A 21338-nucleotide genomic window follows, 5' to 3' on the forward strand; every position below is an offset into this window, starting at 1 on the left:
GTGTCCCCAATCAAGGTCAAAACCCTAACACGTCAGATAATCGCGCTCGCCGATGAGCTCGGCTTCAAGGCCGTTCCAGAATACCGAACGCCGGACGGGACGAGGATAGACGTTGCAATACTTGAGAGCGAAGAAAAGGTTTTGGCGATAGAGCTCGAGGCTTCTTTCAAGTGGTTCCCCCAGAGGGTTCTTTACGACGTTGTCAAGGCTCACCGTGCCGGTTTTCCAGAGCTCTGGATTGTAACGCCCTTCAAAGCGAGCCCTGGCTGGGTTCTCAGCTACGCGGAGGAGATAGGACTACGGGTGAGGCTGATCGATGAAAAAGAAACGCTCGGGGAGTTGGGAACATTCCTTGGACGGTCAGTCTTCCTTCCTGGGGATCAGGTGTAAGGTGTAGTCGTCCCGCCAGAAGGGGATTTTCTCCATGTGCACCTTTATCTCCGCCTTTCCGTTCTGGTGGTAGATCGAGTTCACGATGTCGAGGGGCACCTTGAAGTGGACGTACATCGTGCCCCCCTTGGTGACCTTTACCTTGAACTCATTCGTCCCATTGTATTGCTTCCCGTTGTACTCAACGAGGTACTCGGTTCCTTTGGGAAAGCTCATGCTCAGCTCGAAGTCCTTGACTTTGGGCTTTAGGTCAATCTCGAAGAGGCCCCACCCGTCCTTTTCGACGAAGACCACCGTTGTGTTGTCCTTGTAGAAAACTTCATGGTATGAAACGCTCGCGGGTGGCAGGTGGGCCGTTTTGACGGCGTATCCAAAGAGGGCCAGCGTTACTATGGCCATCACTAACAGCGCTTTGTTCATGACCATCCCCGCTTTATACTGGGCCCGGTGATACTTAACTCTTTTGTGTAGGTTGTTACGATGGGTTGTGGTTATCTCTTGGGAAAGACGTTTAAGGATCAAACCCATAACACCAACGGTGATACCCATGACGAAGCTGAAGGAACCTATTATAGCGATTAACTTCAAGACCTACATCGAGGCAACCGGAAAGAGAGCTTTGGCAATAGCGAAGGCCGCTGAAAAGGTCTACAAAGAGACGGGGATAACCATAGTCGTCGCGCCCCAGCTCGCCGACCTCAGGATGGTAGCGGAGAGCGTTGAGATCCCGGTCTTCGCCCAGCACATAGACCCGATTAAGCCCGGAAGCCACACCGGTCACGTCCTTCCCGAGGCAGTTAAGGAAGCCGGGGCCGTTGGAACCCTCCTCAACCACTCCGAGAACAGGATGATCTTGGCGGACCTTGAGGCGAGCATTAGAAGAGCCGAAGAAGTTGGACTTATGACGATGGTCTGCTCCAACAATCCAGCCGTTTCGGCTGCGGTGGCAGCTCTCGGCCCAGACTACGTTGCCGTCGAACCGCCAGAACTTATAGGCACCGGCATCCCCGTCAGCAAGGCCAAGCCGGAGGTCATAACTGATACAGTTGAGCTCGTCAAGAAAGTTAACCCTGAGGTTAAAGTCCTCACTGGTGCAGGAATAAGCACTGGCGAGGATGTCAAGAAGGCCCTTGAGCTCGGAAGCGTTGGAGTTCTGCTTGCAAGCGGTGTTACCAAAGCTAAGGATCCCGAGAAGGCAATAAGGGACTTGGTGTCCCTCATCATCTGAACTCACGTTTTCTTTTTAAGTCCTTACTCCCTTCTTGAACCGGTGGTAACTATGGCGCTATACTTCATCGGCCTCGGACTATACGATGAGAGGGACATAACGCTCAAGGGCCTCAAAACGGCCAGGAAATGCGATAAAATCTTCGCCGAGTTCTACACCTCGCTTTTGGCCGGCACAACTATGGAGAGGATTGAAGGGCTCATAGGAAAGCCGATAATCCGGTTGAGCCGGGAAGATGTCGAGCTGAACTTTGAAAAAATTGTTCTACCTGAGGCCAAGGAGAAAGACGTTGCCTTTCTTACGGCGGGCGATCCAATGGTGGCTACCACTCACTCCGACCTGAGAATCCGGGCGAAGAAAGCAGGTGTTGAGAGCTACGTAATCCACGCCCCCAGCATATACTCGGCTGTGGCAGTGACGGGACTTCAGATCTACAAGTTTGGAAAGAGCGCGACCGTCGCTTATCCCGAGAGGAACTGGTTTCCAACGAGCTACTACGACGTGATTAAAGAAAACAGGGAGCGTGGCCTGCACACCCTTCTTTTCCTTGACATAAAGGCCGAGCAGAACCGTTATATGACAGCTAATGAGGCGATGGAAATACTCCTTCAGGTTGAGGATATGAAGAAGGAGGGAATCTTTACGCCGGAAACACTCGTCGTGGTTTTGGCCAGAGCAGGTTCGTTGAACCCGACGATAAGGGCGGGCTACGTTAAAGACATGATCCATGAGGACTTTGGGAGACAGCCGCACGTTCTTATCGTGCCGGGAAGGCTCCACGTTGTTGAGGCTGAGTATCTGGTTGAGTTCGCTGGGGCTCCTGAGGAGATTTTGGAGGAAGTTTAGCGAAAGCTTTATATCCCACTTCAGTTTTTCCCTTTCGGGCGGGCCCGTGGTCTAGACGGTTATGACGCCACCCTTACAAGGTGGAGGTCCGGGGTTCGAATCCCCGCGGGCCCACCAGTTACAAACTTCGCGCAGGCGAAGTTTGACCAAGGTTCGTAGCTCCTTCTGGAATGTTATATTTCGAGTGATTTTTTCTTCAGTTGGCAGTTTGAGAGTGGGAACTCATCAAATTGTCCCTGGTTGTGGGTTTACTTTTAAATCGACGCCCGAAGGGCGTCAAGGAAAATAAACCCCTTTGAGAGTGTACGACTAACTTTTTGCTCATTTGGAGGAGGGGCGGTCATTTCCCCAGCCTTTCCCAGAGGCTGTTGCAAAATTTTGTCAGAAAAGGTTTCTATGGTGGACCGGGCGGGATTTGAACCCGCGGCCTCCGCCTTGCGAGGGCGGCGCTCGTACCAGGCTGAGCTACCGGCCCACACCCGCTTATAGTGGGGACTAGTTGACTTTAAAAAGTTTTGGTTCATCGCGGTGCATTGTTGGACATGTTTGGGTTTAATTTCCACTGGAAAAGGATAACTTTTAACATGCAAATGCCAATTAGCTACTGGGGTAGGATAGGCGCGCGGGGATGTTCCGCTCACGAAGGAGACACTTCTCTCGGCATACACACCCAGTTACTGGAGCTCAGAGAGGGCCTTGCAGAAGTAGAGGAGAAGATTGGATTTGTTTGGAGAAGTTCTGCCGGAGGAATCGCGCCCCTCGGATGGCGGTAACCATATAAGCCCCGCCGCCGTAAGTTGAACAATAAGCGGCAGGGGTAATGGGTATGAAGGTCGTAGAATCAACCGTTGCCGTCCAAGCTGTTCCAGATAGAGCTGTTATAGCGGTTTCAGGCTTCAACCTTCTGGTTGCCCCTGAGTACCTGCTCCTCAAGCTTTTCGAACGTTACAGGAAGACCGGCCACCCTAAGGGCATCTTCCTCGAGGTAAACCCAATTCCAACTGCCCCCGGAAGGGTGCTTGACAGGATACTCGAAGAGCTCTACCGCGACGAGGATCAGGATTTCCTAGCCGGGATGCTGGTAACCTATCCGGGCTGGTCGCCCTACCTCCAGAAGCTCATAGAGGAGAATAAGATAGAAGGCTACACGTGGTCAATAGGCACCGCCTCGTGGTTCTTCAGGGAAGTCTCGAGGGGTCTGCCCGGCGTCCTCACGAAGGTCGGCCTAGGAACCTTCCTCGACCCGAGGGAGGATGGGGGCTACCTCAACGAGCTGGCGAGGAAGAAGAAACGCTGCAGGATAGACGTCGTCGAGATAGACGGTGAGGAGTACCTGTTCTACCGTGCCCCAAAGCCAAACGTTGCCCTCATCAGGGGCACAACCGCGGACGAGATTGGAAACGTCACCACAGAAAAGGAAGGGGCCTTCACGGAGATACTCAACTTAGCTCAGGCCGCGAAGGCCGAACCCGGCAAGGGAATCGTCATAGCCCAGGTGGAGAGGGTGGCGAGGTATCCGTCCCTCAACCCGCAGAACGTCAGGGTTCCCGGCCCGCTCGTTGACTACGTGGTCGTTTCCCCAGAGGAGTACCACAGACAGAGCGCCAACATCACCTACGACCCTAGGATCTCGGGGGAGGTGATACCGCCGCTGAAGGGTGGCGAAACCATGGAGCTGAGCACCAAGAAGGTTATCGCGAGGAGGATACTGCTCGAGATGATAAACCTCGTGAAGAGGCTCAAAAGGCCCGTCCTGGTTAACCTCGGCATAGGAATCCCGGACAGAATTGCGGGGGTCGCCATTGAGGAGGGCCTCTCCGAGTGGGTGTTCACCACCGTTGAATCCGGCCCCTTCGGCGGGATAGCCCTCGGCGGCCCGGACTTCGGCGCCTCAATAGGGCCATTCGCGATAATCTCCCAGCCCGACCAGTTCGCCAACTACGAGGGGGGAGTGATAGACGCGGCCAGCCTGGGCTTCATGCAGGTGGACGAGAGGGGAAACGTTAACCCCTCGCTCCTCCCGGGGAGGCTTCCCGGCCCGGGCGGATTCCCCGTGATATCATACGGCTCACCGCGGATGTTCTTCGCGGGACACTTCACCGCCGGAAAGAAGGAGCTCCGGGTGAGAAACGGACGCCTGGAGATAATCCGCGAGGGGAACGTCAGGAAGTTCGTGAGGCGGGTTTACAAGGTCGTCTACAACGCCAGCCTCGGACTGGAAAAGGGGCAGGAAGTGGTCTACATAACGGAAAGGGCCGTCTTCAGGCTCACAAGGAAGGGCCTCGTGCTCGAAGAATACGCTCCCGGGGTGGACGTCGAGAGGGACATACTCGCCAACATGGAGTTCGAGCCCCTGATCAGCCCGAAGCTGAGGGAAATGGACGAGAGAATCTTTGGGGAGGAGCCGATGGGACTCGGCGAGGAGCTTTAGCGGTAGAGCGAGTTCCCGTGCGCGTCGATTGCGACCAGCAGGGGGAAATCCTCCACCTCAAGAACCCAGAGGGCCTCAGGTATTCCAAGGTCGAGCCAGTGGACGGCTCTAACGCGCTTTATGCTCTTTGCCGCGAGCGAGCCGGCCCCTCCAGTAAAGGCGAAGTAAACCGCTCTGCCCCTGAACGGCTCAGCTTTCATTCCTCCTTTCCCAATTATCCCCCTGACGCCCAGGTCAAGAACCCCGTCGAGGTAGAGGTTCATTCTCGCGCTCGTCGTCGGCCCTGCCGAGACTATCTCGTAGCTCCCGTGGGTTTTCCTCACGACGGGCCCGCAGTGGTAGATTACGGCCCCCTCAGGGTTGAAGGGCAGTCCCTCCTTCGGAAGGCTCAGAATTCTCCTGTGGGCCGAGTCCCTCGCGGTAACGATTTCCCCCGATAGGTAAACGACGTCCCCCGCCTTCAGTCTAAGGACATCCTCCATGCTCAGCGGGGTTCTCAGCCTCACTGCCGTACCTCGACCCTCCCGTCGGGCTTTATCCTCACGAAGGCCCGCCTGTTGGCCCAGCACTGGACTATTAGGCCAACGGGGAAGCTCGCGGGGTGCCTGTGGGCGACCTCTATCTTGACATCCAACGCGGTCGTTTTCCCGCCCATCCCCATCGGGCCGACTCCGAGGGCGTTTACTTCCTCCAGAAGCTCCCCCTCGATTTCCGCAATCCTTTCGTCAGGGTTCCTCTCGCCGACCCGCCTGAGGAGGGCCTTCTTCGCTAGCAGGAGGGAGTAATCGGCGCCACCGCCGACGCCTATGCCCAGAACAACCGGAGGGCAGGGCTTTCCACCGCAGGCCTTAACCCTCTCGACGACGAAGCGCTTAACTCCTTCCCAGCCCTCGCCTGGCGTGAGCATTGCCAAGGCGGAGCAGTTCTCGCTTCCACCTCCCTTGGGCAGAACTGCCATCTCTATTTCATCGCCCTCGGTAAGCTCCCAGTGGACTATCGGAGCGCCCCTGCCCGTGTTGTCGCCCGAGTTCTTTCCCGTGAGAACGTCCACTGCGTTGGGCCTGAGCGGGACTTTTTCCATCGCGAGCCTCGTTGCCTCGATTAACCATCCCCTCAGCTCGCCAAGGAAAGGGCTACCAACTCCCGCCCTCACGAAGAAGGTGAGCGTTCCCGTGTCCTGGCAGACGGGTATGGACTCGGTTCTGCCAATCTCTACCGCCCTCAGGATGTTCTCAAGGTTGAAGCGCGCTACCCCGTTGTCCTCGCGCTCGTAGGCTTCTCTCAAAGCGGAAACGACGTCGTCTGGAATCCTTGTCACCGCGAGCCTTATCGCCTCGACGATTGCCTCTATCAATAGGCACTCACCTGTTTAAGCTGGGCGTGGGAGTTAAAAAGATTGACGCGAGAATGCCATAAGAACTCCCCAAAGTTCATCGCTATGCTGGTAAACTTTCAGCCAAAACTCTACCATTATACTGGTAAACATTTCGCCCAGACTATCACAACTATACTGGTAGTATCTGCCCCGAGAACACCGAACCTGGTTCAGCGGGCGTCAGAAGTAAGAAGGGAAAGGGCCTCAGCCCTTCAAAATCTCGACTATCTGCTCCGCGACCTGAACGCCAGCGCGCATCTGGGCCTCCTCGGTGGATGCTCCGATGTGCGGCGTTAGAACCACGTTGTCGAGCTTCGTGAGCGGGTGATCCTTCGAAAGCGGCTCCTCCTCGAAGACGTCGAGGCCCGCTCCGTAAATCCAGCCCTCCTGAAGGGCCTTAACGAGTGCTTCCGTGTCGACGACCGCTCCGCGGGCGGCGTTTATGAGTATCGCGGTCTTCTTCATGAGCTTAAGGCGTTCCTCGTTGATGAGGTGGTAGGTGGCATCGATGAGCGGAACGTGGAGCGTTACCACGTCGCTCTCCCTGAGGAGCTCTTCCAGGCTGGTGAACCTTCCGCCGACCTCCTTTGCACGTTCTTCGTTAGGATACGGATCGTAAAGGAGTACGTTCATTTCAAAGGCCTTCGCTATCTTTGCCACCTGGTACCCTATCCTTCCGAAGCCGATGATTCCGATGGTCTTGCCCTCGAGCTCGATTCCCATGCACTGCTTCTTGGCCCAGACGCCTTCCCTCATCTTCCTGTCGGCGAAGGCCACCTTTCTGGCCACCGCGAAGAGCAGGCCGAAGACGAGCTCCGCAACGCTCCTTGAGCTCGCTCCCGGGCTGTTGACGACCTTAATGCCCCTCTCCTTCGCGGCCTCGAGGTCTATGTTGTCGAGGCCAACACCGGCCCTTCCAATGACCTTGAGCTTGGGAGCGTTCTCGATGACCCTTCTCGTCACCTTCGGCTTGCTCCTTACTATAATCGCGTCAACATCGCGGACGAGCTCAACGAGCCTCTCCTCGTCGGGATACTCCTCGTAGAGAATCTCAAAACCGGCCTTTTTCAAAACCTCCAGGGCTTTCTCATGCAGCGGCGCCGCAACGAGAACTTTCATTTATTCACCCCCTCCTTTTTACTGACATGAGCAGGACCTGATCGGATGCGTCCTCGGCACGATCCGCTATATCACCGATCTTCGTTATGATCTGGTTCCATATTATCTTTGCGTAGGTGGTTATTTCCTCGCTTTCAAACACGTGCTTCTTAAGGTTGTACTCGATCTCATCGGCCTTTTCCTCCGCGTCCTCAACCTGTTTCGCCAGGTCCATCGCCCTGTCAACGTCGGTGTTGAGGGCTTTAACAGCCTTCATGAGCTTCTCATAGGTGTCTATGCCGGAATCGACGAGGGCTAAAAACTCTCCGGAGAGTTCACCGGGAACGCGGGGTTTTGCCAGTATTATCGTGTGGGCAGCGCTCTCGGCCGCATCGGCGACCTGGTCGACAAGCTCGCTCAGCCTGACGTAGTCTCCCCTGTTGGCAGGCAGAAAGGCTCCCTCATAGAGCATCATCTCTATGCTCCTCCTCAGCTTGTCCGCCTTGGTTTCGAGCTCGCTGACTTCCCTCTCGAACTTCTCAGCCTCGTTGATTCTGCCCGCAAGGTAGCTCTCCACAAGCGCCCTAAAAGCCTTCAGCGTTTCATGGACGACCTCTAGGTGGTCGTTCAATGCCTTGAAAACGTCGTTCTCCTTTCCACCGAAGATCGCCATCTTCATCCCCCGAAAATATTACGGAAGTTGGGTTTATCTATCTTGCCCTCCTTTGCTTTTATGAGCGCCCACAGGAGTTCATTTCTCGGGGCCTCAAGGCCAACGGAGTGGGCGTATTCAACGATCTTGCCGTGAATGTAGTCCACTTCCGTTTTCCTTCCTCGCATTATGTCTTGCAGGGTCGAGTTGTAGTTTTCCCGCGTTCTCTCTATCGTGTCCCAGAGCAGTTCAAGCGGATGAACCTCGAACTCGATGCCGAGTTGCTGCGCAACCATACAGCCTTCCCGTGCTATCTCGATTGAAATCCCCTCAAGCTCCGGGATCTCTCTCAAAGCCCCATTCTTGACCTCCAGCACGGTGCCAAGGCCGTTTATGACGGAATTAACTATCGCCTTCGCCCACTTCCAGCCAACTGCGTTCTCCGTGACCTCCGTCTCTATTCCTGCCTCATTGAAGACCCTCGCGACCCTTTCAACAAACTCGGCCTTTCCGGTCGGGTACTTTCCGATGACCGTTATTCCCTTCCCCGTCCACCTGACAACCCCCCACTCGACGAGCATCGCGCCGTTGGTGGTTATCCCGCCGATTACCCTGTCCGTGTACTTCATCGCGAGATCTTCGTTTCCGAGGCCGTTTTGAACGCTTAGAACCCATGTCTCTGGCCCTATGCAGTTCCTCGCGCACTCTAAGGCGGTCTTCGTTGAGTAGGACTTCGTCGTGAGGAGGAGAAGCTCAGGTGGCTCGTCCGGTGCGTGGAGGGAGGCGTTAACCTTCACCTCAAACTCTTCAACGCCGATAACTTTCAATCTCCTCTCGTTCACAGCTCTTACCTGCTCTTCCCTCCCGATGAGCAGGACGTCGTTTCCGGCTTTAGCTAAAAGCGCGCCGAGGAGGGAGCCTATGCTTCCCGCTCCGAGTACGTAAATCCTCATGATCTCACCTCAGAAGTTTCCTCAGATGGTTGAGCGAATAAAGAAGCAGCAGCGCTCCCACTCCTATGAAAAGGTCTGGGTTCATGTCGCTCGTTCCGCTAAGTGCTATTCCTACGAAAAACGCCGAGGCAGTAACGAGCGCACCCCCTGAGATCGACCTGTTGCTCGAGAGGAGTCCGATTGCCGTTAGCACCCCCACGATCTTGAAGGCCGTCTCCGGTGAAATCACGGAAACGTATGCCACTGCACCCGCTACAATCACGTTGATAACCCTTTCCCAGAGCTTTACGGGCTGTTTTCCCATCCTGATGGGAGTTTCAAGAAGGGCCATTCCCATGACGATGATTGCAATGTAATCGTGAACTAGGAGCCACTCGAGAAAGGCCAGTGCGAAGAGCGACGAAGCCGCGAAGGGAAGGCTTTTTCTCTTTATTCCTGGGATGAGCAGGAGGGCATAGGGAACGAGGTACTTCACGGCCTCTGTGGGAACACGTTGAACGAGGTACGCGGCGAGCACTATGCCGGCCGCGAAGGGGATGAGCTCGTTTCTATTCCTCATTCTCTCACCGGAAGCCTTTAATGCACCTCTCTTTAAACCCTTTCGTTATGATGCCGAGTGTCGTTCTCGTCGAGCCAGAGGGGCCTGCGAACATAGGTATGGTGGCGCGGACGATGAAGAACTTCGGCTTCTCCAGGTTAGTCCTCGTGAACCCTAACTTAAGCGAGGAGAGCTACAGCTATGCGGTCCACGCAAGGGATGTTCTCAAGAACGCAACCATCGTGGAAACCTTCGAGGAAGCTTTAGAACTGTTCGATTTGACCGTTGGAACCACCGGAAAGCCCGGAAGGAGGTTCATATCCTACCGCGCACCGCTTTATCCCTGGGAGCTGAGGGAAACCCTGAAGGGCTACACCGGCGAGGTCGGTCTGTTCTTCGGCCGGGAGAGCATAGGGCTTAAGAACGAGGAGCTTGAGAGGCTCGACCTAATCGTCACGATTCCGACGAGCGAGGATTATCCCGTCATGAATTTAGCTCAGGCGGTTGCGGTTATACTCTACGAGCTTTCAAAGACCAGGCCCGAACCCTCTGTCGAAGCCCTAAAACCTGCGACGAGAGATGAAAAGGAGGCGCTCGTTAGGGTGTGGGCCGAGCTTTTAAAAGTTCTCGAGTATCCTAAGGACGAGGAGAGGCGAGAGGTTTTCGTCAAGGTCTTCCGGAAGGCAGTCGGCAAGGCCTTCCTCTATGGTCGGGAGGTGCACACCCTCATAGGCCCGCTGAGAAGGGCCGTTAAGAGGCTGGAGGAATGCTGAATGCTCGCGGTGGAGAGGTTTGGGGTCAACGGGAGAGACATTTGGATTGGGGTAATCTTTCACGGCAGGATTCAGGGGATAAGCTTCGCCTTCACGAGGGGCGAGCTTTTGGAGAGAATCAGAAACCTCGCCGAATTCCTGCGGGGAAGGGACGTTAGAGTTTCCCTCGACGTCCAGCCGAGCAACTACACCGAGCTCGTCTACCGCGTTCTCATCGGCGAGTTAGAGAACGAGAAGGCTTTGCCCGAGCTCTCCTTCGAGGGCGTAACGCCCTTTGAGAGGCGCGTTTACGAATGGCTCACGAAAAACGTTAAAAGAGGCACCGTTATAACCTACGGTAGCCTTGCGAAGGCCCTTGAAACGTCGCCGAGAGCGGTCGGTGGGGCGATGAAGAGAAACCCGTATCCAATAATCGTCCCCTGTCATCGGGTTGTCTCCAGAGAGGGCATCGGCCACTATAACCTTGGGATTGAAGAAAAGAAGTTCCTGCTCGAACTTGAGGGGGTGAAGGAATGGACAGGCTGAAGGCTTACATAATAGGCTTCCTGATAGCTGTTCTGGCGATAGCGGGCTTCATAGTGTACGAATGGGGATGGGTTAAACTGCTACAGTTAATCCTCGCGGTAGGCTTCGTAGGTTTCACGCTTGCACTGCTGTTTTTCACGGCGCTGACCCTTTACGCCGAGAGCTGGAAGTACGGGGCCATTCTGGCAGTCCTCACCGCGATAGCGGGCTACGGCTCCTACCTCGTGCTCACCTGGCAGAAGCTGGAAATCGTTGGAGGAATCATAGCGTTCTTCATCCTGCTCTTCGCCTTCGGAATCTGGTATATAAGCGAGCCCGATTTGAGCATAGCGGACCGCTTCCGCTCGGCTGAAAAGCTTGAGAGGATGGGACGCTACAAGCAGGCCGCGAGGAAATACGAGAAGGCCGGAAACTACGAGAAGGCCGCCGAGATGTACCTCAAGCTCGGCTGGCTTGAGAGCGCGGCGTGGGCCTACGAGAAAGCTGGAAAGTACGAGAAGGCAGCTGAGCTCTACGAAAAGCTCTATGAGAAGGAGAAGGACACCTACTACCTGAAGGAGGCCCACGAGTACTGGAAGAAGGCAGGAAACATGGAGAGGGCCGCCAGGGCGCTTGAAAAGTACGCCGAGGAGGAGCCCTGGTTCTGGGAAGATGTTGCCAAGCTCTACGAAGAACTAGGAAACGAGGAGAAGGCCAGGGAAGCCTGGGAGAAGGCCCTTGAGTACTACACCAAGGAGGCCCAGGAGGAGGGCGTCTTCTGGGAGGACGTCGGCAACATAGCGAGGAAGCTCGGAAGGGAAGAGCTCGCGAGAGAGGCCTACCAGAAGTTCCTCGAGTACTGCCTCAAGGAAGCTGAAAATGACCCGATGTGGTGGAAGCACGTGGCTGAGGCCTACGAGTACCTCGGCGAGAAGGAGAAGGCAGAAGAAGCGAGGAAGAAGTACGAGGAGTACAGGCAGAGAATCCTTAAGGCCAACGAGGAGACCTCACAATTCCCTGAGAATTAAAGGGGTTGACTTTCCTTATATTCTTTGGTACCCTCGTTACCCGCCGCTCCTGAAGCTGGCCTTCAGGGGGTCAGTAAACGTCTCCAGAGTCTTCGAGCTCCCTCAATTCCTCCTCAATTTCCTTCTCTTTCCGTTCGGCGTAGCGCTTGAGGTAGTCCGCGAGAACGTAGAGCGCCACCCCGCCAAGGGCCGTGAGAAGAAACGCCGCCGCGAGGGTTCTAAGGGTTACGTCGCCTCCGGACGGTGGGGCATCGTCACCACCGGAGACCTTTCGAAGAAGGCCGTTAAAATCTTCCGCCAACCTTTTAAGAGCCCCCGCGAACCTTAGCTGGTGGTCAGGATGATGGGAATGAACCCGAGACAGATGAAGAAGCTCATGAAGCAACTCGGCATAAAGATGGAAGAGTTAGAAGGCGTTAAGGAGGTTGTTCTCAAGCTTGAGGGCAAGGAAATAGTCCTCAGGAACCCCGTAGTTACGGTCATGGTCGTTCAGGGTGAGAAGACCTATCAGATTGTCCCCGGGAGTGAGGAGGTAAGGGAGGTAATTGAGATTCCCGAAGAGGACATCGAGCTCGTCATGGAGCAGGCCGGCGTTGACAGGGAAACCGCGCTAAAAGCGTTGAAAGAAACGAAAGGGGACATAGCGGAGGCAATACTACAGCTGACCGAGGGATCCTGACTCCTTTTTCTTGAGTTTTATGAGGTCTTCGATGAGGTCTATCAGCGAGGCGATTATGTTGTCGTACTTCCCACCTTCATCCCCGTAGATTTCCTTTAGGGCATTTTCCAGCTGGATAAGCCCCTCGTAGTCAAAATCCATAAGCCTCTGGGCCTCTCTGGCCATAAAGCGCAGCGTCACTGCCCTCGTTTCCTTCCTCCGGAGGAGGTCTGAGAGTATTGAGACCATTGCCATCTCGAACTCTGGCGTTGGGAGACGGTGCTGAAGGGAAAATATCAGCTCGAGAGCTCCCTCAACGTCTGCATCTCTGGAGGATCTAAGCAGAACATCAAGAAGTGACGTGAAGAACTGTGCGGTTCCGGGATAGAGCGAATATATGTCGGCCATCGTTTCCGCGGCAGTTTTTCTCGCCCAGGGATTTCTGCTCTTCAGGAATTCCGCAAGAACGGGAAGCACTGAGTAAGCGTCCGTTGGTGTTAGCTGGGAGGTTACCTTTGAGAGAACCCAGAGGGCGTCCATTCTCCTCACGGGATCGTCGGAGTGCAGCATTTCCAGGATCATCGACATGACTATCGGATCTATCTTTGCCAGCTCGGCTACGATATCAGTTTTACCGGCGTCAAGGAGTCTTTCAACGTCATCCGGCCCGTATTCACTTATCTCCAGCTTTTTCTTGAGTTCTTGCTTGGTTAGAATTTCTTCTTCCTCTCCGCTTATCTTCTCCAGCTTCTCGAGGATCAGACTTGCCTTTGAAGCAAGGCGAACGTCATTGCTGATCTCTCTGATTTTTTTCATGGCCTTTATCTTATTTCTCTTCGTCAGTATTTCCGCTCTGGAAAGCATTCTGTCGAGCGCGAGGAGGGCTCTCTCCTGAATGTATGGATCGATGTGATCAAGAAGATCGGCCATGTTGTCAAAGATCTCGTTGAATATCCTCTTATCCTCCGTTCTCGCTGCCATCTCGGTAAGGGCGGCGATAGCAGCACTCTGAACCTGTCTATCCTTTGAAGATTTTATAAGGGAGAACAGCCATCCTATTAATTTTCTTGCCAGTTTGAGGACTTTAGCACCTGCTTTTCCAAGACCTTCTGAAGCGTACTCACTTAGTAGGGGGGCACCTCTCTTGATTATGTCCATAAGGGCATCGGTGACAAGCTCGTACTGATTCTCGTCCAGTTCCTCCTTCTCTAGGAGAAGGTTGAGGACCTCTATAGCCTTGAGGGAGACCCTCTCGTCCTTGTCCTTGGCGAGCTCCACGATATCCTCTACCACCTCGGTTACCTTCCTCCGATCCAGCGTGCCCCTCTTTATCATCTCCTTGATGACCTGAAGCGCGTTGGTTTTCACGATGGGGTTCTTGTCCCTTAAAAGTTCCTTAACAATATGGAACGCTTCGTCATAGTTCTCGGCAAGAGCGACAACTTCTTTTATGTTCCAGGAGAGAAGATCCTCCCTAATGCCACTTTTTTCGATTATCACTTCTTCCTTCTGCATTGAAGGCCCCCGGATTCATTTTACGGCCCTTTATGATTTAAGCTTTCGGTTGTTACATTACCCCTCTCAGCTTTTCTCCCTCGAACACTGGACCGTCACGACACACGAGGTACTTCCCGAGGTTGCAGGAACCGCAGACGCCAATTCCGCACTTCATGTAGCGCTCCGCCGAGACCTGGACGTTTTCGTAGTCCATGATCCTCAGAACAGCCTTGAGCATCGGTTCTGGACCGCAAGCGTAAACCCCATCGAACTCTCCCCTTCTCTCCGCCAAAACGTCCGTTGGGAAGCCTTTTTTGCCGGCCGAGCCATCGTCGGTAGTGATTACAACCTCGTCCACGTAGTCCTCGATATCGAGGAGGGCCAGTTCTTCCTTCGAGCGGGCGCCGTAGATTAGCGTTATCCCCTCAAACTCATTTCTCCAGGCCCTTACAAGCGCGTAGAGCGGTGGAATGCCAATTCCCCCTGAAACGAGCGCTACTCTGTTCCATTTTCTCTCAAAGCCTCTCCCGTAGGGCCCGCGAATCCAGAGTCTATCCCCCTCCTGCAACTCGAAGAGCCTCGACGTGAATGGCCCGACGCGTTTAATCACGAGCAGGTCCTTCCAGGCCAGGCTGAAGGGCTTCTCGCCAACCCCTGGAAGCCAGACCATGACGAACTGTCCCGGCGTGAAGTCGAACCCCTTTGAGAGCCTGAAGGCCCTAACGTTCTTTGCAACCTCCCAGGTCTCCCTCAGCTCAACCACGCTGTACATTCAAACGAACCCCCTCCGGTTTTCCTACGATTTCACCATCCTCCATAACGACTCTTCCGCGGAGAATCGTCATCACGACCTTCCCCTTCAGCTTCCTTCCTTCCCAGGGGCTCCATTTGGCCTTTGTATAGAGTTCCTCCGGTTTGACAGTCCACTCCCGCTTAAGGTCAACGACCGTAAATGTGGCCTCGTTTCCGATGGCAAAGTCCCGTCCCCTGATTCCGAAAACCTTAACCGGGTTGTCGTGCATTTTCTTCACGATGTCAAAGACGCTTATGATCCCCCTGTTGGCCGCATCGAGGAGCAAAGCTACCTCAGTCTCAAGGCCCGGAATCCCCGCCGTTCCCGCTTCCTTGTCCTCCACTGTGTGTGGCGCGTGGTCGCTCGCTATTATCGGAATCCGGGAAAAGTTCTCCCAGAGCGCCTTAACGTGCTCCTCCGTCCTCAGCGGAGGATAGACCTTCAGGAGTGGGTTTCTCTTGTAGTCCTCCCTCGTTAGGAACAGGTGGTGTGGGGTAACCTCAAAGCTCACCCAGGGAAGGTTTCTTTGAAGTATTGCTTCAATCCCTCCTCTCGTTGAGACGTGGCAGATGTTGAGGGGCTTTTTAAGCTTTTCAGCACTCTCAAGGGCCCTTTTTATAGCTACTTCCTCGGCCCTGGATGGTCTCTCTGGGTTCTCCCTGATTAGCTCCGCATCTTCCGCGTGGACGCTTAAAACGCCTGGCGAGCAGGCGTAGTCGCCCTCAAAATCTCCCGAGTAAATCCCACCCGTTGAGGCCCCCATAAAGGCCTTGTAGAAGTCGGCCCCGGCCTTTCTGGCCTCTTCGCAGTTGCTCCTTATCAGAAAGCCGAGGGCATAGTCGGTGTAGGCCTTCCTCTGGAAGAGCTCAAGACGTTTTTCAAATGTCTTCGAGTCCATGACCGGCGGCTTTGTGTTGGGCATGTCCAAAACGGCCGTGATTCCTCCATGTAGAGCAGCCTTCGTCCCGCTCTCAACGGTTTCTTTTTCCTTCTGCTCGAAGTCCCTTAGGTGGACGTGGGTGTCTATTAAACCTGGCAGGATTAGATACTGGGAAAGGTCTATCGTTTCTTCTCCAGGGATTTTACGCGCGTAAATAGCAGATATCCTGCCTTCGTCAATTCCTATACTTCCTCTCACGACTTCTCCTTTGAGCGTGAACTTTCCGGTCAAAACGAGCTCGTGCATTGAAGCCCGCGTTGAGTTGGTTCTAGTTCGTTAAAACCTTTACGTTTGTATCGACCGTCAGCTTTCTCCTTTTCGTCAATTGACGCCCTAAGGCTTTATCCCTGGGGGTGATAGCCTTCTGAGTATCGTAATCCTTAAAAGGGATCAGATGTATAAACTAATGCTGCCATGGCCTAGAGAAGGCAGACTTGCCAAAACTGAAAGGAGGCAGTGGAATATGAACAGGAAGGTTTTCAGTTTGTTTATAATAGGATTGATGGTGTTTAGTGTTTTCTTTGTGCGCCCGGCTGCAGCGTACAGCGACGACGACTACATTAAATTCGCCCTCCAGGCATTCGAGACCAAGTACTACAAAACCGCTGAGGATCTCGACGGGATCCTCGACATGACCCTTGATGACTCAGCATACTTGACCTCATACTTCACCCACGAGTTCAACAACAAGACCTTTGATGTTACGAACCCTGACCAGTTCTGGGATCTTGCGAAGATCAACATGGGTCTCGGTATCTTCGAGAGCCCGCGTGTCTTCCTCGTCGAGACCTGGACTTTCTTCCCGGCCAACAAGGAGAGAGTTAAGGAGATAGTCTCAGACCCCAACGTCGGTCTCGGAACCCGCTGGAGCCCGATGACCGCCAAGACCCCTGACGGAAAGCTCAAGATCGCCCAGTTCGCCTCAACCGGAGCCATGTTCATGAGCGCCTTCAACCCCGTTGGAGGTCTCAACGACGTTTACAGCGTTAGGGTCTCAACCCTCGTCACCGACTATGGTGGAGCCACCAACTTCGACGGTATTTACTCCCCGTACAGGTGCACCTGGGAGATCGACAAGACCCCAGGTAAGGTTCCGGACGATGCCGTTATCTACAACCAGACCCAGGGCTGGATTGCTGCTCACAAAGGCGAGGACTACAAGGTTAAGGTCACCTACACCTGTGACGTTGGCGAGTGGCACAACGGCGTCAAGGGAAGCATCGACGACATAAAGAACTACATTGCCTTCTACTACGCCTGGGCCTATGAAGACTATCCTGGAGACCCGTACTATGATGAGGGACTCTCCTCAACGGCAGCTGGTCTCCAGAACATCCTCGGTTTCGAGTTCACCGACAACGGTTACACCGTTTACGGTAAGTACGTCCACCCGCTCGCCGACGACCAGATAGCGGCTTACTACATGTTCTACCCGAGCCTCCCGTGGGAGCTCTACTGGGCTATGGGCGAGCTCGTCGCCAACTCCAAGAAGTACGGCATCGACAAGACTTACTCCTTCAGCAGCTCCGGTGAGGGAATACTCTGGCTTGACCTCCTCACCAAGGAGCACGATCAAGACATCATCAAGATAATGGACGCCATCATGAACGGTGACTTCAAGGGCAACGTGACTGACATCGACTGGAACGCTGCCACCGACAGGTTCAACGCCGACAAGCAGTTCTTCAACAACTACGGCAACCTCTTCATAAGCAACGGTCCGTACAAGCTCGTCAAGTACGACCCGAACGCCCTCTACCTCAAGCTCGAGAAGTTCACCGGCGAGAGGAACGTCCTCGGTAAGGACAGCGGACTTCCGATTGACCCGGTTCCGGACGTCATCGAGTACATTGGTGTTCAGGGTCAGGAGACCGTCATACTCCAGATCGCCAAGGGCGAGTACGACATTGGAATGTTCGCCTTCCCGTCCGGTGTTTACAGCGGTCTCGGTGAGGACGTCATAAGCAAGCTCAAGCTCTTCAAGAGCGCCAGCTCCTACAACGAGCTGACCGTTAACGACTGGCACGACCCGGACAAGGACGCTCCGATCGTCACCGTTGGTGACAACGTTTACTTCAACCCGTTCGCCGTCAGGGAGATCCGCTATGCCCTCAACTGGCTCGTCAGCAGGGACTATATCGTGCAGAACATCTACCAGGGTAGCGGCAAGGCTATGCTTGGCTGCATCAGGCCGAGCCACCCGGCCGACAAGTACTTCGAGCCTGTTTACCAGGCCCTTGGAATGAGCACCGCCGGAGACGAGGACTACGCACTCTACCTCCTCAACGAGGGTATGGAGAAGGCCAAGGAGCAGGTTGCCAAGTACGGCCACACCCTCGAGAGGAAGGCTGACGGTTACTGGTACTTCGACGGCAAGCCGGTCACCATTAAGTTCATCATCCGTATCGAGGACGAGAGGAAGGAGATCGGTCTCTACGTCTCCAAGCTCCTTGAGGACAAGTTCGGCTTCAAGGTTGAGAAGCTCCTCTGGGACAGGAAGAAGGCTGGTGCCGTAGTCTTTGCTGAGGATCCAGCCAACTACAAGTGGAACCTCTACACCGGTGGTTGGGGTACCAGCGGTCTGCCGAGCCAGTGGGTTGACGGTTACATGGCGTTCTTCTACACCAACTGGTACGGATGGACTCCGAACGGCATGGGTCCGGAGCACGGTCACAAGAACACCGTTACCGTCAGGGAGTTCCTGACGTTCGTTGGCAAGCTCAACGCTCCTCCGGAGACCACCACAACAACCACGACCACAACGTCAGGTGGCGGCGAGACCACGACAACGACCTCAGGAGGAGGCGAGACCACGACTACTACGACCACTACTACGACTACGACGACTTCTGAGGGCGGTGGAGGCATCTGTGGTCCAGCGGCCCTCATAGGCCTCGCAATAATCCCACTCCTCCTCAGGAGGAGAAAGTGACCCCCTTTCCCCTCTTTTTGTTTCTCCATTCTGGAGCTTGAGTTCACTCGTCGTCCATGACTATTCTGGTGCAAATGTTCATTTGTGTTCAGTAAGGTATTTAAAGCCGGTTTTACAAGACTGAAAAAGATCACCTCAGATTCCAAGCGTGGAGGTGCCTAAAATGGGATATGGGAAGTACCTCGTCTTTAGAATTATAAACGCCCTTATTGTTTTGATTATTGCAACCTTTATAATGTCCGCCCTTTTCGTGAAGGTTACGATCGACCAGAACGAGGCCAACATGAGGGAAGCTTTGCGTGCGTGGGATCAAACTACGGGCAAGCAGATAAGGCAGACCCTTGGGGATGAAGTGTACAAGGAGAAGCGGAAGGAATACGAGAAAAAGCTACGCGAGCAGTACAACCTTGACAAGGGATACTGGGGTCAGGTGCTCGAAAAAACTTGGAGATCTTTGAAATGGGACTTCGGAAAGAGCCAGTTGACGATAGGCGGAACCAATGATGTCCGGAAGATCATTCTCATGTACCTTCCAAGGAGTATAATCCTCTTCACGACAGCTTCAATAATAACGATGATACTGGGAATTTTCCTCGGCGTCCGTGCCGCCAACAACCCGGGGAGCCTCTTTGACAGGAGTCTGTCTATCTTCGCCCTCGTTACATACAGTCTCCCCCTCTGGTGGACTGGGATGATGTTCATCCTGATCTTTGCGTACAAGCTGGGGTGGTTCCCGCTGAGCTCCAACTTCATGCCAACGGACACGATCTGGGACAAAATCCACAAGCTGGCCCTTCCAATTCTCACGTACGTTTTTGTCGCCTTTGGTGGCTGGGCGTGGACAACGAGAAACATCATGATCGGTACACTCCAGGAGGACTTCATTATGGCGGCCAGGGCAAAGGGCCTTCCAGAGAGGAAGGTCATCTACGGCCACGCCCTCCGTGCCGCGGCGCCCCCGATAGTCACTATGGTTATCTTCTCACTCCTCGGATCCCTCGGTGGTGCCATCATCAGTGAGCAGGTCTTCCAGTATCCAGGGATGGGGATGCTGTACTGGCAGGCACTCAACCAGAGTGAAGTCAACATAGTTATTGGACTGACCTACTTCTCGGTCGTGCTCTACCTTGCCGGTGTCGTGCTCGCTGACATGATCTACGGATTCCTCGACCCGCGTGTTAAGGTTGGTGCATCCGCTAAGATGTGAGGTGGTATAAAATGAGGTGGGTTGATTTCAAAGAAAGCCTTCAGGATTTCGTCAACGAGTTCAAGCGTGAGAAGACCGGAATGCTCGGTCTTGCCCTTCTTATCCTCCTAATTATTGTGGCCGCCGCCGCTCCACTGATAACGATGCCCAACTTCCCTGAGAAATGGAAGGATCCCCAGTACTGGGAGGAGTATCCCCAGACAGTTCCCCCAACGTGGTACAACAAGTTCACTTCCCACGACCTTATGGGTCAGGTTGTCTACACTTCAAAGGATCTTCAGATTACCAGAAATGGGAGAACAGTGGAGATAAAGGCTACCTACACCCTTCCTGAGGGCTACTACGATGGTCCTAAGGGCATAATCATTAAGGGATTCCAGCTCCAAAAATCGGGGGGCACTCCGTTCAAACCCAAGATGAACATATACCTCGACAGACCGGACGGGAAATCAGTGCAGCTGGTCAACAACAAAGAGGTCAGCTCTGGCATAACAGTGGCCATTGGAAGGGACAGTGAGATAGCCAAGAACGTTTACATGTGGCTGTACGAAACCACGACCGGGAAGACCATATCACCCGATGAGGTTCCCCTGAGCGTTATTCTGATACAGGACATGGTCAGACCACTCTTTGCCGTTGTCGATCCCAGCGCCTACAAGACCAGCGGAAACGAGAGCGTAGTTGAAGAGATCATTATGAACCCCAAACCCCTTCACGGCACTTACACGCTCAGGATCACTATCAGGGATTACCCCCAGGCTAAGGTTGACGTAAGCAACATAACGGTTACGTTCCTCGGCCGCGTCTACGGGAACATGGGTACGGACTACCTCGGAAGGGATCTCTGGGGAGCTATCGTCTGGGGCAGCAGGATATCCCTGGTCATCGGTATAACAGTTTCCCTCCTGAGCACCATAATAGGGCTCGTTTATGGTGTCACGAGCGCTTATCTCGGCGGCAACGCTGATGAGATCCTCATGCGTATAAACGAGCTCTTCAGCAGCATACCGTCCCTGCCTATCCTCATCCTCATAGGAGCAACGCTGGGTCACATAAGGCTCTCCCTCATAGTGGTGCTACTTGTGGTCTTTGGATGGATGGGAGTGGCTAGGATTTCGCGCAGTATGGCACTGCAGATCAAGGAGCAGACGTACATTGAGGCTGCCAAAGCTCTCGGCGCCGGGACGGGGAGGATAGTCTTCAAGCACATCCTCCCGCAGCTCTTGCCCTACGCCTTCGCGGTTATAGCCCTGGGTGTGCCCGTAGCGGTCATCAGTGAGGCATCCCTGAGCTTCCTCGGCCTCGGCGATCCAACTCAGGTTACCTGGGGACAGATACTTCACGATGCCCAGATGAAGTTCGCGGCGACGAAGGGCTACTGGTGGTGGGTTCTTCCTCCTGGGCTTGGAATAGCCCTAGTTGGCCTGACCTTCGTCCTGATCGGTACGGCGCTTGATAGGATACTCAACCCGAGGCTTAGGAGGCTGTGAGGTGA

At 54.3% G+C, this 21338-nt stretch carries 23 protein-coding genes and 2 tRNA genes; 13 read left to right on the forward strand and 12 right to left on the reverse strand.

The genetic code is table 11. The annotated features are described in order from the left end of the window. Positions 1-390: a hypothetical protein gene (locus TGAM_RS01570; RefSeq protein ID WP_015857932.1), complete on the forward strand. Its 390-nt coding sequence runs from the start codon at positions 1-3 to the stop codon at positions 388-390. Here TGAM_RS01570 and TGAM_RS01575 read toward each other — a convergent pair. Then, positions 361-816, reverse strand: a complete 456-nt coding sequence (locus TGAM_RS01575; protein WP_238516230.1) for a hypothetical protein — start codon at positions 814-816, stop codon at positions 361-363. The genes TGAM_RS01570 and TGAM_RS01575 overlap by 30 nt on opposite strands. Before the next feature lie 121 nt (positions 817-937). On the opposite strand from TGAM_RS01575, the gene tpiA reads away from it, so the two are divergent. From tpiA to TGAM_RS01590, 3 genes are all read left to right on the forward strand, one after another. After that, positions 938-1618, forward strand: a complete 681-nt coding sequence (tpiA, locus tag TGAM_RS01580; protein ID WP_015857934.1) for a triose-phosphate isomerase — start codon at positions 938-940, stop codon at positions 1616-1618. 51 nt (positions 1619-1669) lie between these two features. Next, on the forward strand, positions 1670-2464 hold the full coding sequence (gene dph5 / locus TGAM_RS01585; RefSeq protein WP_015857935.1) for a diphthine synthase: 795 nt from the start codon (positions 1670-1672) through the stop codon (positions 2462-2464). Between the two features lie 40 nt (positions 2465-2504). After that, positions 2505-2581, forward strand: a tRNA-Val gene (locus tag TGAM_RS01590). Between the two features lie 280 nt (positions 2582-2861). Here TGAM_RS01590 and TGAM_RS01595 read toward each other — a convergent pair. After that, positions 2862-2939, reverse strand: a tRNA-Ala gene (locus TGAM_RS01595). A gap of 61 nt (positions 2940-3000) precedes the next feature. Here TGAM_RS01595 and TGAM_RS01600 point away from each other — a divergent pair. Both TGAM_RS01600 and TGAM_RS01605 read left to right on the forward strand, forming a co-directional pair. Continuing rightward, positions 3001-3237 carry a hypothetical protein gene (locus tag TGAM_RS01600; RefSeq protein ID WP_048811003.1) on the forward strand — a complete coding sequence of 79 codons (237 nt, stop codon included), beginning with the start codon at positions 3001-3003 and terminating at the stop codon, positions 3235-3237. Positions 3238-3290: 53 nt separating this feature from the next. Then, positions 3291-4895: an acyl CoA:acetate/3-ketoacid CoA transferase gene (locus tag TGAM_RS01605; protein WP_238516231.1), complete on the forward strand. Its 1605-nt coding sequence runs from the start codon at positions 3291-3293 to the stop codon at positions 4893-4895. On the opposite strand, the gene TGAM_RS01610 is transcribed toward TGAM_RS01605, so the two are convergent. The 6 genes from TGAM_RS01610 to TGAM_RS01635 form a co-directional block, all read right to left on the reverse strand. Then, a complete protein-coding gene (locus TGAM_RS01610) occupies positions 4892-5401 on the reverse strand; it encodes a FumA C-terminus/TtdB family hydratase beta subunit (protein ID WP_015857938.1) in 510 nt (169 codons plus the stop codon). The two genes, TGAM_RS01605 and TGAM_RS01610, sit on opposite strands and share 4 nt — an antisense overlap. Further along, positions 5398-6249, reverse strand: coding sequence for a fumarate hydratase (locus TGAM_RS01615; protein WP_015857939.1), 852 nt, complete (start codon positions 6247-6249; stop codon positions 5398-5400). Before TGAM_RS01615 ends, TGAM_RS01610 begins: the two co-directional genes overlap by 4 nt. Positions 6250-6474: 225 nt before the next feature. Continuing rightward, complete coding sequence (locus TGAM_RS01620; RefSeq protein WP_015857940.1) at positions 6475-7389, reverse strand: hydroxyacid dehydrogenase; 915 nt, start codon at positions 7387-7389, stop codon at positions 6475-6477. A gap of 4 nt (positions 7390-7393) precedes the next feature. Then, positions 7394-8041: a TIGR00153 family protein gene (locus TGAM_RS01625; protein WP_015857941.1), complete on the reverse strand. Its 648-nt coding sequence runs from the start codon at positions 8039-8041 to the stop codon at positions 7394-7396. A gap of 2 nt (positions 8042-8043) precedes the next feature. After that, positions 8044-8973 (reverse strand): 2-dehydropantoate 2-reductase, encoded by a 930-nt coding sequence (locus tag TGAM_RS01630; RefSeq protein ID WP_015857942.1) that lies wholly within the window; start codon positions 8971-8973, stop codon positions 8044-8046. Between the two features lie 4 nt (positions 8974-8977). Then, entirely contained in the window at positions 8978-9532 is a 555-nt protein-coding gene (locus TGAM_RS01635; RefSeq protein WP_015857943.1) for a hypothetical protein, read from the reverse strand. Between the two features lie 50 nt (positions 9533-9582). Here TGAM_RS01635 and TGAM_RS01640 point away from each other — a divergent pair, with 50 nt between their 5' ends. From TGAM_RS01640 to TGAM_RS01650, 3 genes are read left to right on the forward strand one after another with little or no spacing between them, the layout of a single operon-like run. After that, complete coding sequence (locus TGAM_RS01640) at positions 9583-10284, forward strand: RNA methyltransferase (protein WP_094745796.1); 702 nt, start codon at positions 9583-9585, stop codon at positions 10282-10284. Then, on the forward strand, positions 10285-10809 hold the full coding sequence (gene otg, locus TGAM_RS01645) for a methylated-DNA--protein-cysteine methyltransferase (protein ID WP_015857945.1): 525 nt from the start codon (positions 10285-10287) through the stop codon (positions 10807-10809). Further along, entirely contained in the window at positions 10797-11816 is a 1020-nt protein-coding gene (locus TGAM_RS01650; protein ID WP_015857946.1) for a tetratricopeptide repeat protein, read from the forward strand. Before otg ends, TGAM_RS01650 begins: the two co-directional genes overlap by 13 nt. Positions 11817-11886: 70 nt before the next feature. On the opposite strand, the gene TGAM_RS01655 is transcribed toward TGAM_RS01650, so the two are convergent. Beyond that, positions 11887-12117 (reverse strand): hypothetical protein, encoded by a 231-nt coding sequence (locus TGAM_RS01655; protein ID WP_048811004.1) that lies wholly within the window; start codon positions 12115-12117, stop codon positions 11887-11889. A gap of 39 nt (positions 12118-12156) precedes the next feature. Here TGAM_RS01655 and TGAM_RS01660 point away from each other — a divergent pair, with 39 nt between their 5' ends. Then, positions 12157-12495 (forward strand): nascent polypeptide-associated complex protein, encoded by a 339-nt coding sequence (locus TGAM_RS01660; RefSeq protein WP_015857947.1) that lies wholly within the window; start codon positions 12157-12159, stop codon positions 12493-12495. Here the strand turns inward: TGAM_RS01660 and TGAM_RS01665 are convergent. The 3 genes from TGAM_RS01665 to TGAM_RS01675 are packed head-to-tail and all read right to left on the reverse strand — an operon-like array spanning position 12472 to position 15950. Further along, complete coding sequence (locus TGAM_RS01665) at positions 12472-13989, reverse strand: HEAT repeat domain-containing protein (protein WP_015857948.1); 1518 nt, start codon at positions 13987-13989, stop codon at positions 12472-12474. The two genes, TGAM_RS01660 and TGAM_RS01665, sit on opposite strands and share 24 nt — an antisense overlap. A 52-nt stretch (positions 13990-14041) precedes the next feature. Continuing rightward, a complete protein-coding gene (locus TGAM_RS01670) occupies positions 14042-14743 on the reverse strand; it encodes a dihydroorotate dehydrogenase electron transfer subunit (RefSeq protein WP_048811005.1) in 702 nt (233 codons plus the stop codon). Then, positions 14727-15950: a dihydroorotase gene (locus TGAM_RS01675; protein WP_015857950.1), complete on the reverse strand. Its 1224-nt coding sequence runs from the start codon at positions 15948-15950 to the stop codon at positions 14727-14729. Before TGAM_RS01675 ends, TGAM_RS01670 begins: the two co-directional genes overlap by 17 nt. Before the next feature lie 256 nt (positions 15951-16206). Here TGAM_RS01675 and TGAM_RS01680 point away from each other — a divergent pair, with 256 nt between their 5' ends. From TGAM_RS01680 to TGAM_RS01690, 3 genes are all read left to right on the forward strand, one after another. After that, positions 16207-18636, forward strand: a complete 2430-nt coding sequence (locus TGAM_RS01680) for an ABC transporter substrate-binding protein (protein WP_238516232.1) — start codon at positions 16207-16209, stop codon at positions 18634-18636. 163 nt (positions 18637-18799) lie between these two features. Further along, positions 18800-19843, forward strand: a complete 1044-nt coding sequence (locus TGAM_RS01685; RefSeq protein WP_015857952.1) for an ABC transporter permease — start codon at positions 18800-18802, stop codon at positions 19841-19843. Positions 19844-19854: 11 nt separating this feature from the next. Continuing rightward, entirely contained in the window at positions 19855-21333 is a 1479-nt protein-coding gene (locus TGAM_RS01690; protein ID WP_015857953.1) for an ABC transporter permease, read from the forward strand. Positions 21334-21338: the final 5 nt, after the last annotated feature.

Origin of the sequence: Thermococcus gammatolerans EJ3 (assembly GCF_000022365.1) — an archaeon.
Taxonomy (GTDB): Archaea; Methanobacteriota_B; Thermococci; order Thermococcales; family Thermococcaceae; genus Thermococcus; species Thermococcus gammatolerans.

Coding starts and splice junctions, on each gene's coding strand:
- TGAM_RS01650 (WP_015857946.1), top strand. CDS start 10,797: ATGGACAGGCTGAAGGCTTACATAATAGGCTTCCTGATAGCTGTTCTG.
- TGAM_RS01690 (WP_015857953.1), top strand. CDS start 19,855: ATGAGGTGGGTTGATTTCAAAGAAAGCCTTCAGGATTTCGTCAACGAG.
- TGAM_RS01675 (WP_015857950.1), bottom strand. CDS start 15,950: ATGCACGAGCTCGTTTTGACCGGAAAGTTCACGCTCAAAGGAGAAGTC.
- dph5 (WP_015857935.1), top strand. CDS start 1,670: ATGGCGCTATACTTCATCGGCCTCGGACTATACGATGAGAGGGACATA.
- TGAM_RS01620 (WP_015857940.1), bottom strand. CDS start 7,389: ATGAAAGTTCTCGTTGCGGCGCCGCTGCATGAGAAAGCCCTGGAGGTT.
- TGAM_RS01680 (WP_238516232.1), top strand. CDS start 16,207: ATGGTGTTTAGTGTTTTCTTTGTGCGCCCGGCTGCAGCGTACAGCGAC.
- TGAM_RS01630 (WP_015857942.1), bottom strand. CDS start 8,973: ATGAGGATTTACGTACTCGGAGCGGGAAGCATAGGCTCCCTCCTCGGC.
- TGAM_RS01670 (WP_048811005.1), bottom strand. CDS start 14,743: ATGTACAGCGTGGTTGAGCTGAGGGAGACCTGGGAGGTTGCAAAGAAC.
- TGAM_RS01575 (WP_238516230.1), bottom strand. CDS start 816: ATGGTCATGAACAAAGCGCTGTTAGTGATGGCCATAGTAACGCTGGCC.
- tpiA (WP_015857934.1), top strand. CDS start 938: ATGACGAAGCTGAAGGAACCTATTATAGCGATTAACTTCAAGACCTAC.
- TGAM_RS01665 (WP_015857948.1), bottom strand. CDS start 13,989: ATGCAGAAGGAAGAAGTGATAATCGAAAAAAGTGGCATTAGGGAGGAT.
- TGAM_RS01660 (WP_015857947.1), top strand. CDS start 12,157: ATGATGGGAATGAACCCGAGACAGATGAAGAAGCTCATGAAGCAACTC.
- TGAM_RS01625 (WP_015857941.1), bottom strand. CDS start 8,041: ATGGCGATCTTCGGTGGAAAGGAGAACGACGTTTTCAAGGCATTGAAC.
- TGAM_RS01640 (WP_094745796.1), top strand. CDS start 9,583: ATGCCGAGTGTCGTTCTCGTCGAGCCAGAGGGGCCTGCGAACATAGGT.
- TGAM_RS01605 (WP_238516231.1), top strand. CDS start 3,291: ATGAAGGTCGTAGAATCAACCGTTGCCGTCCAAGCTGTTCCAGATAGA.
- TGAM_RS01685 (WP_015857952.1), top strand. CDS start 18,800: ATGGGATATGGGAAGTACCTCGTCTTTAGAATTATAAACGCCCTTATT.
- otg (WP_015857945.1), top strand. CDS start 10,285: ATGCTCGCGGTGGAGAGGTTTGGGGTCAACGGGAGAGACATTTGGATT.
- TGAM_RS01635 (WP_015857943.1), bottom strand. CDS start 9,532: ATGAGGAATAGAAACGAGCTCATCCCCTTCGCGGCCGGCATAGTGCTC.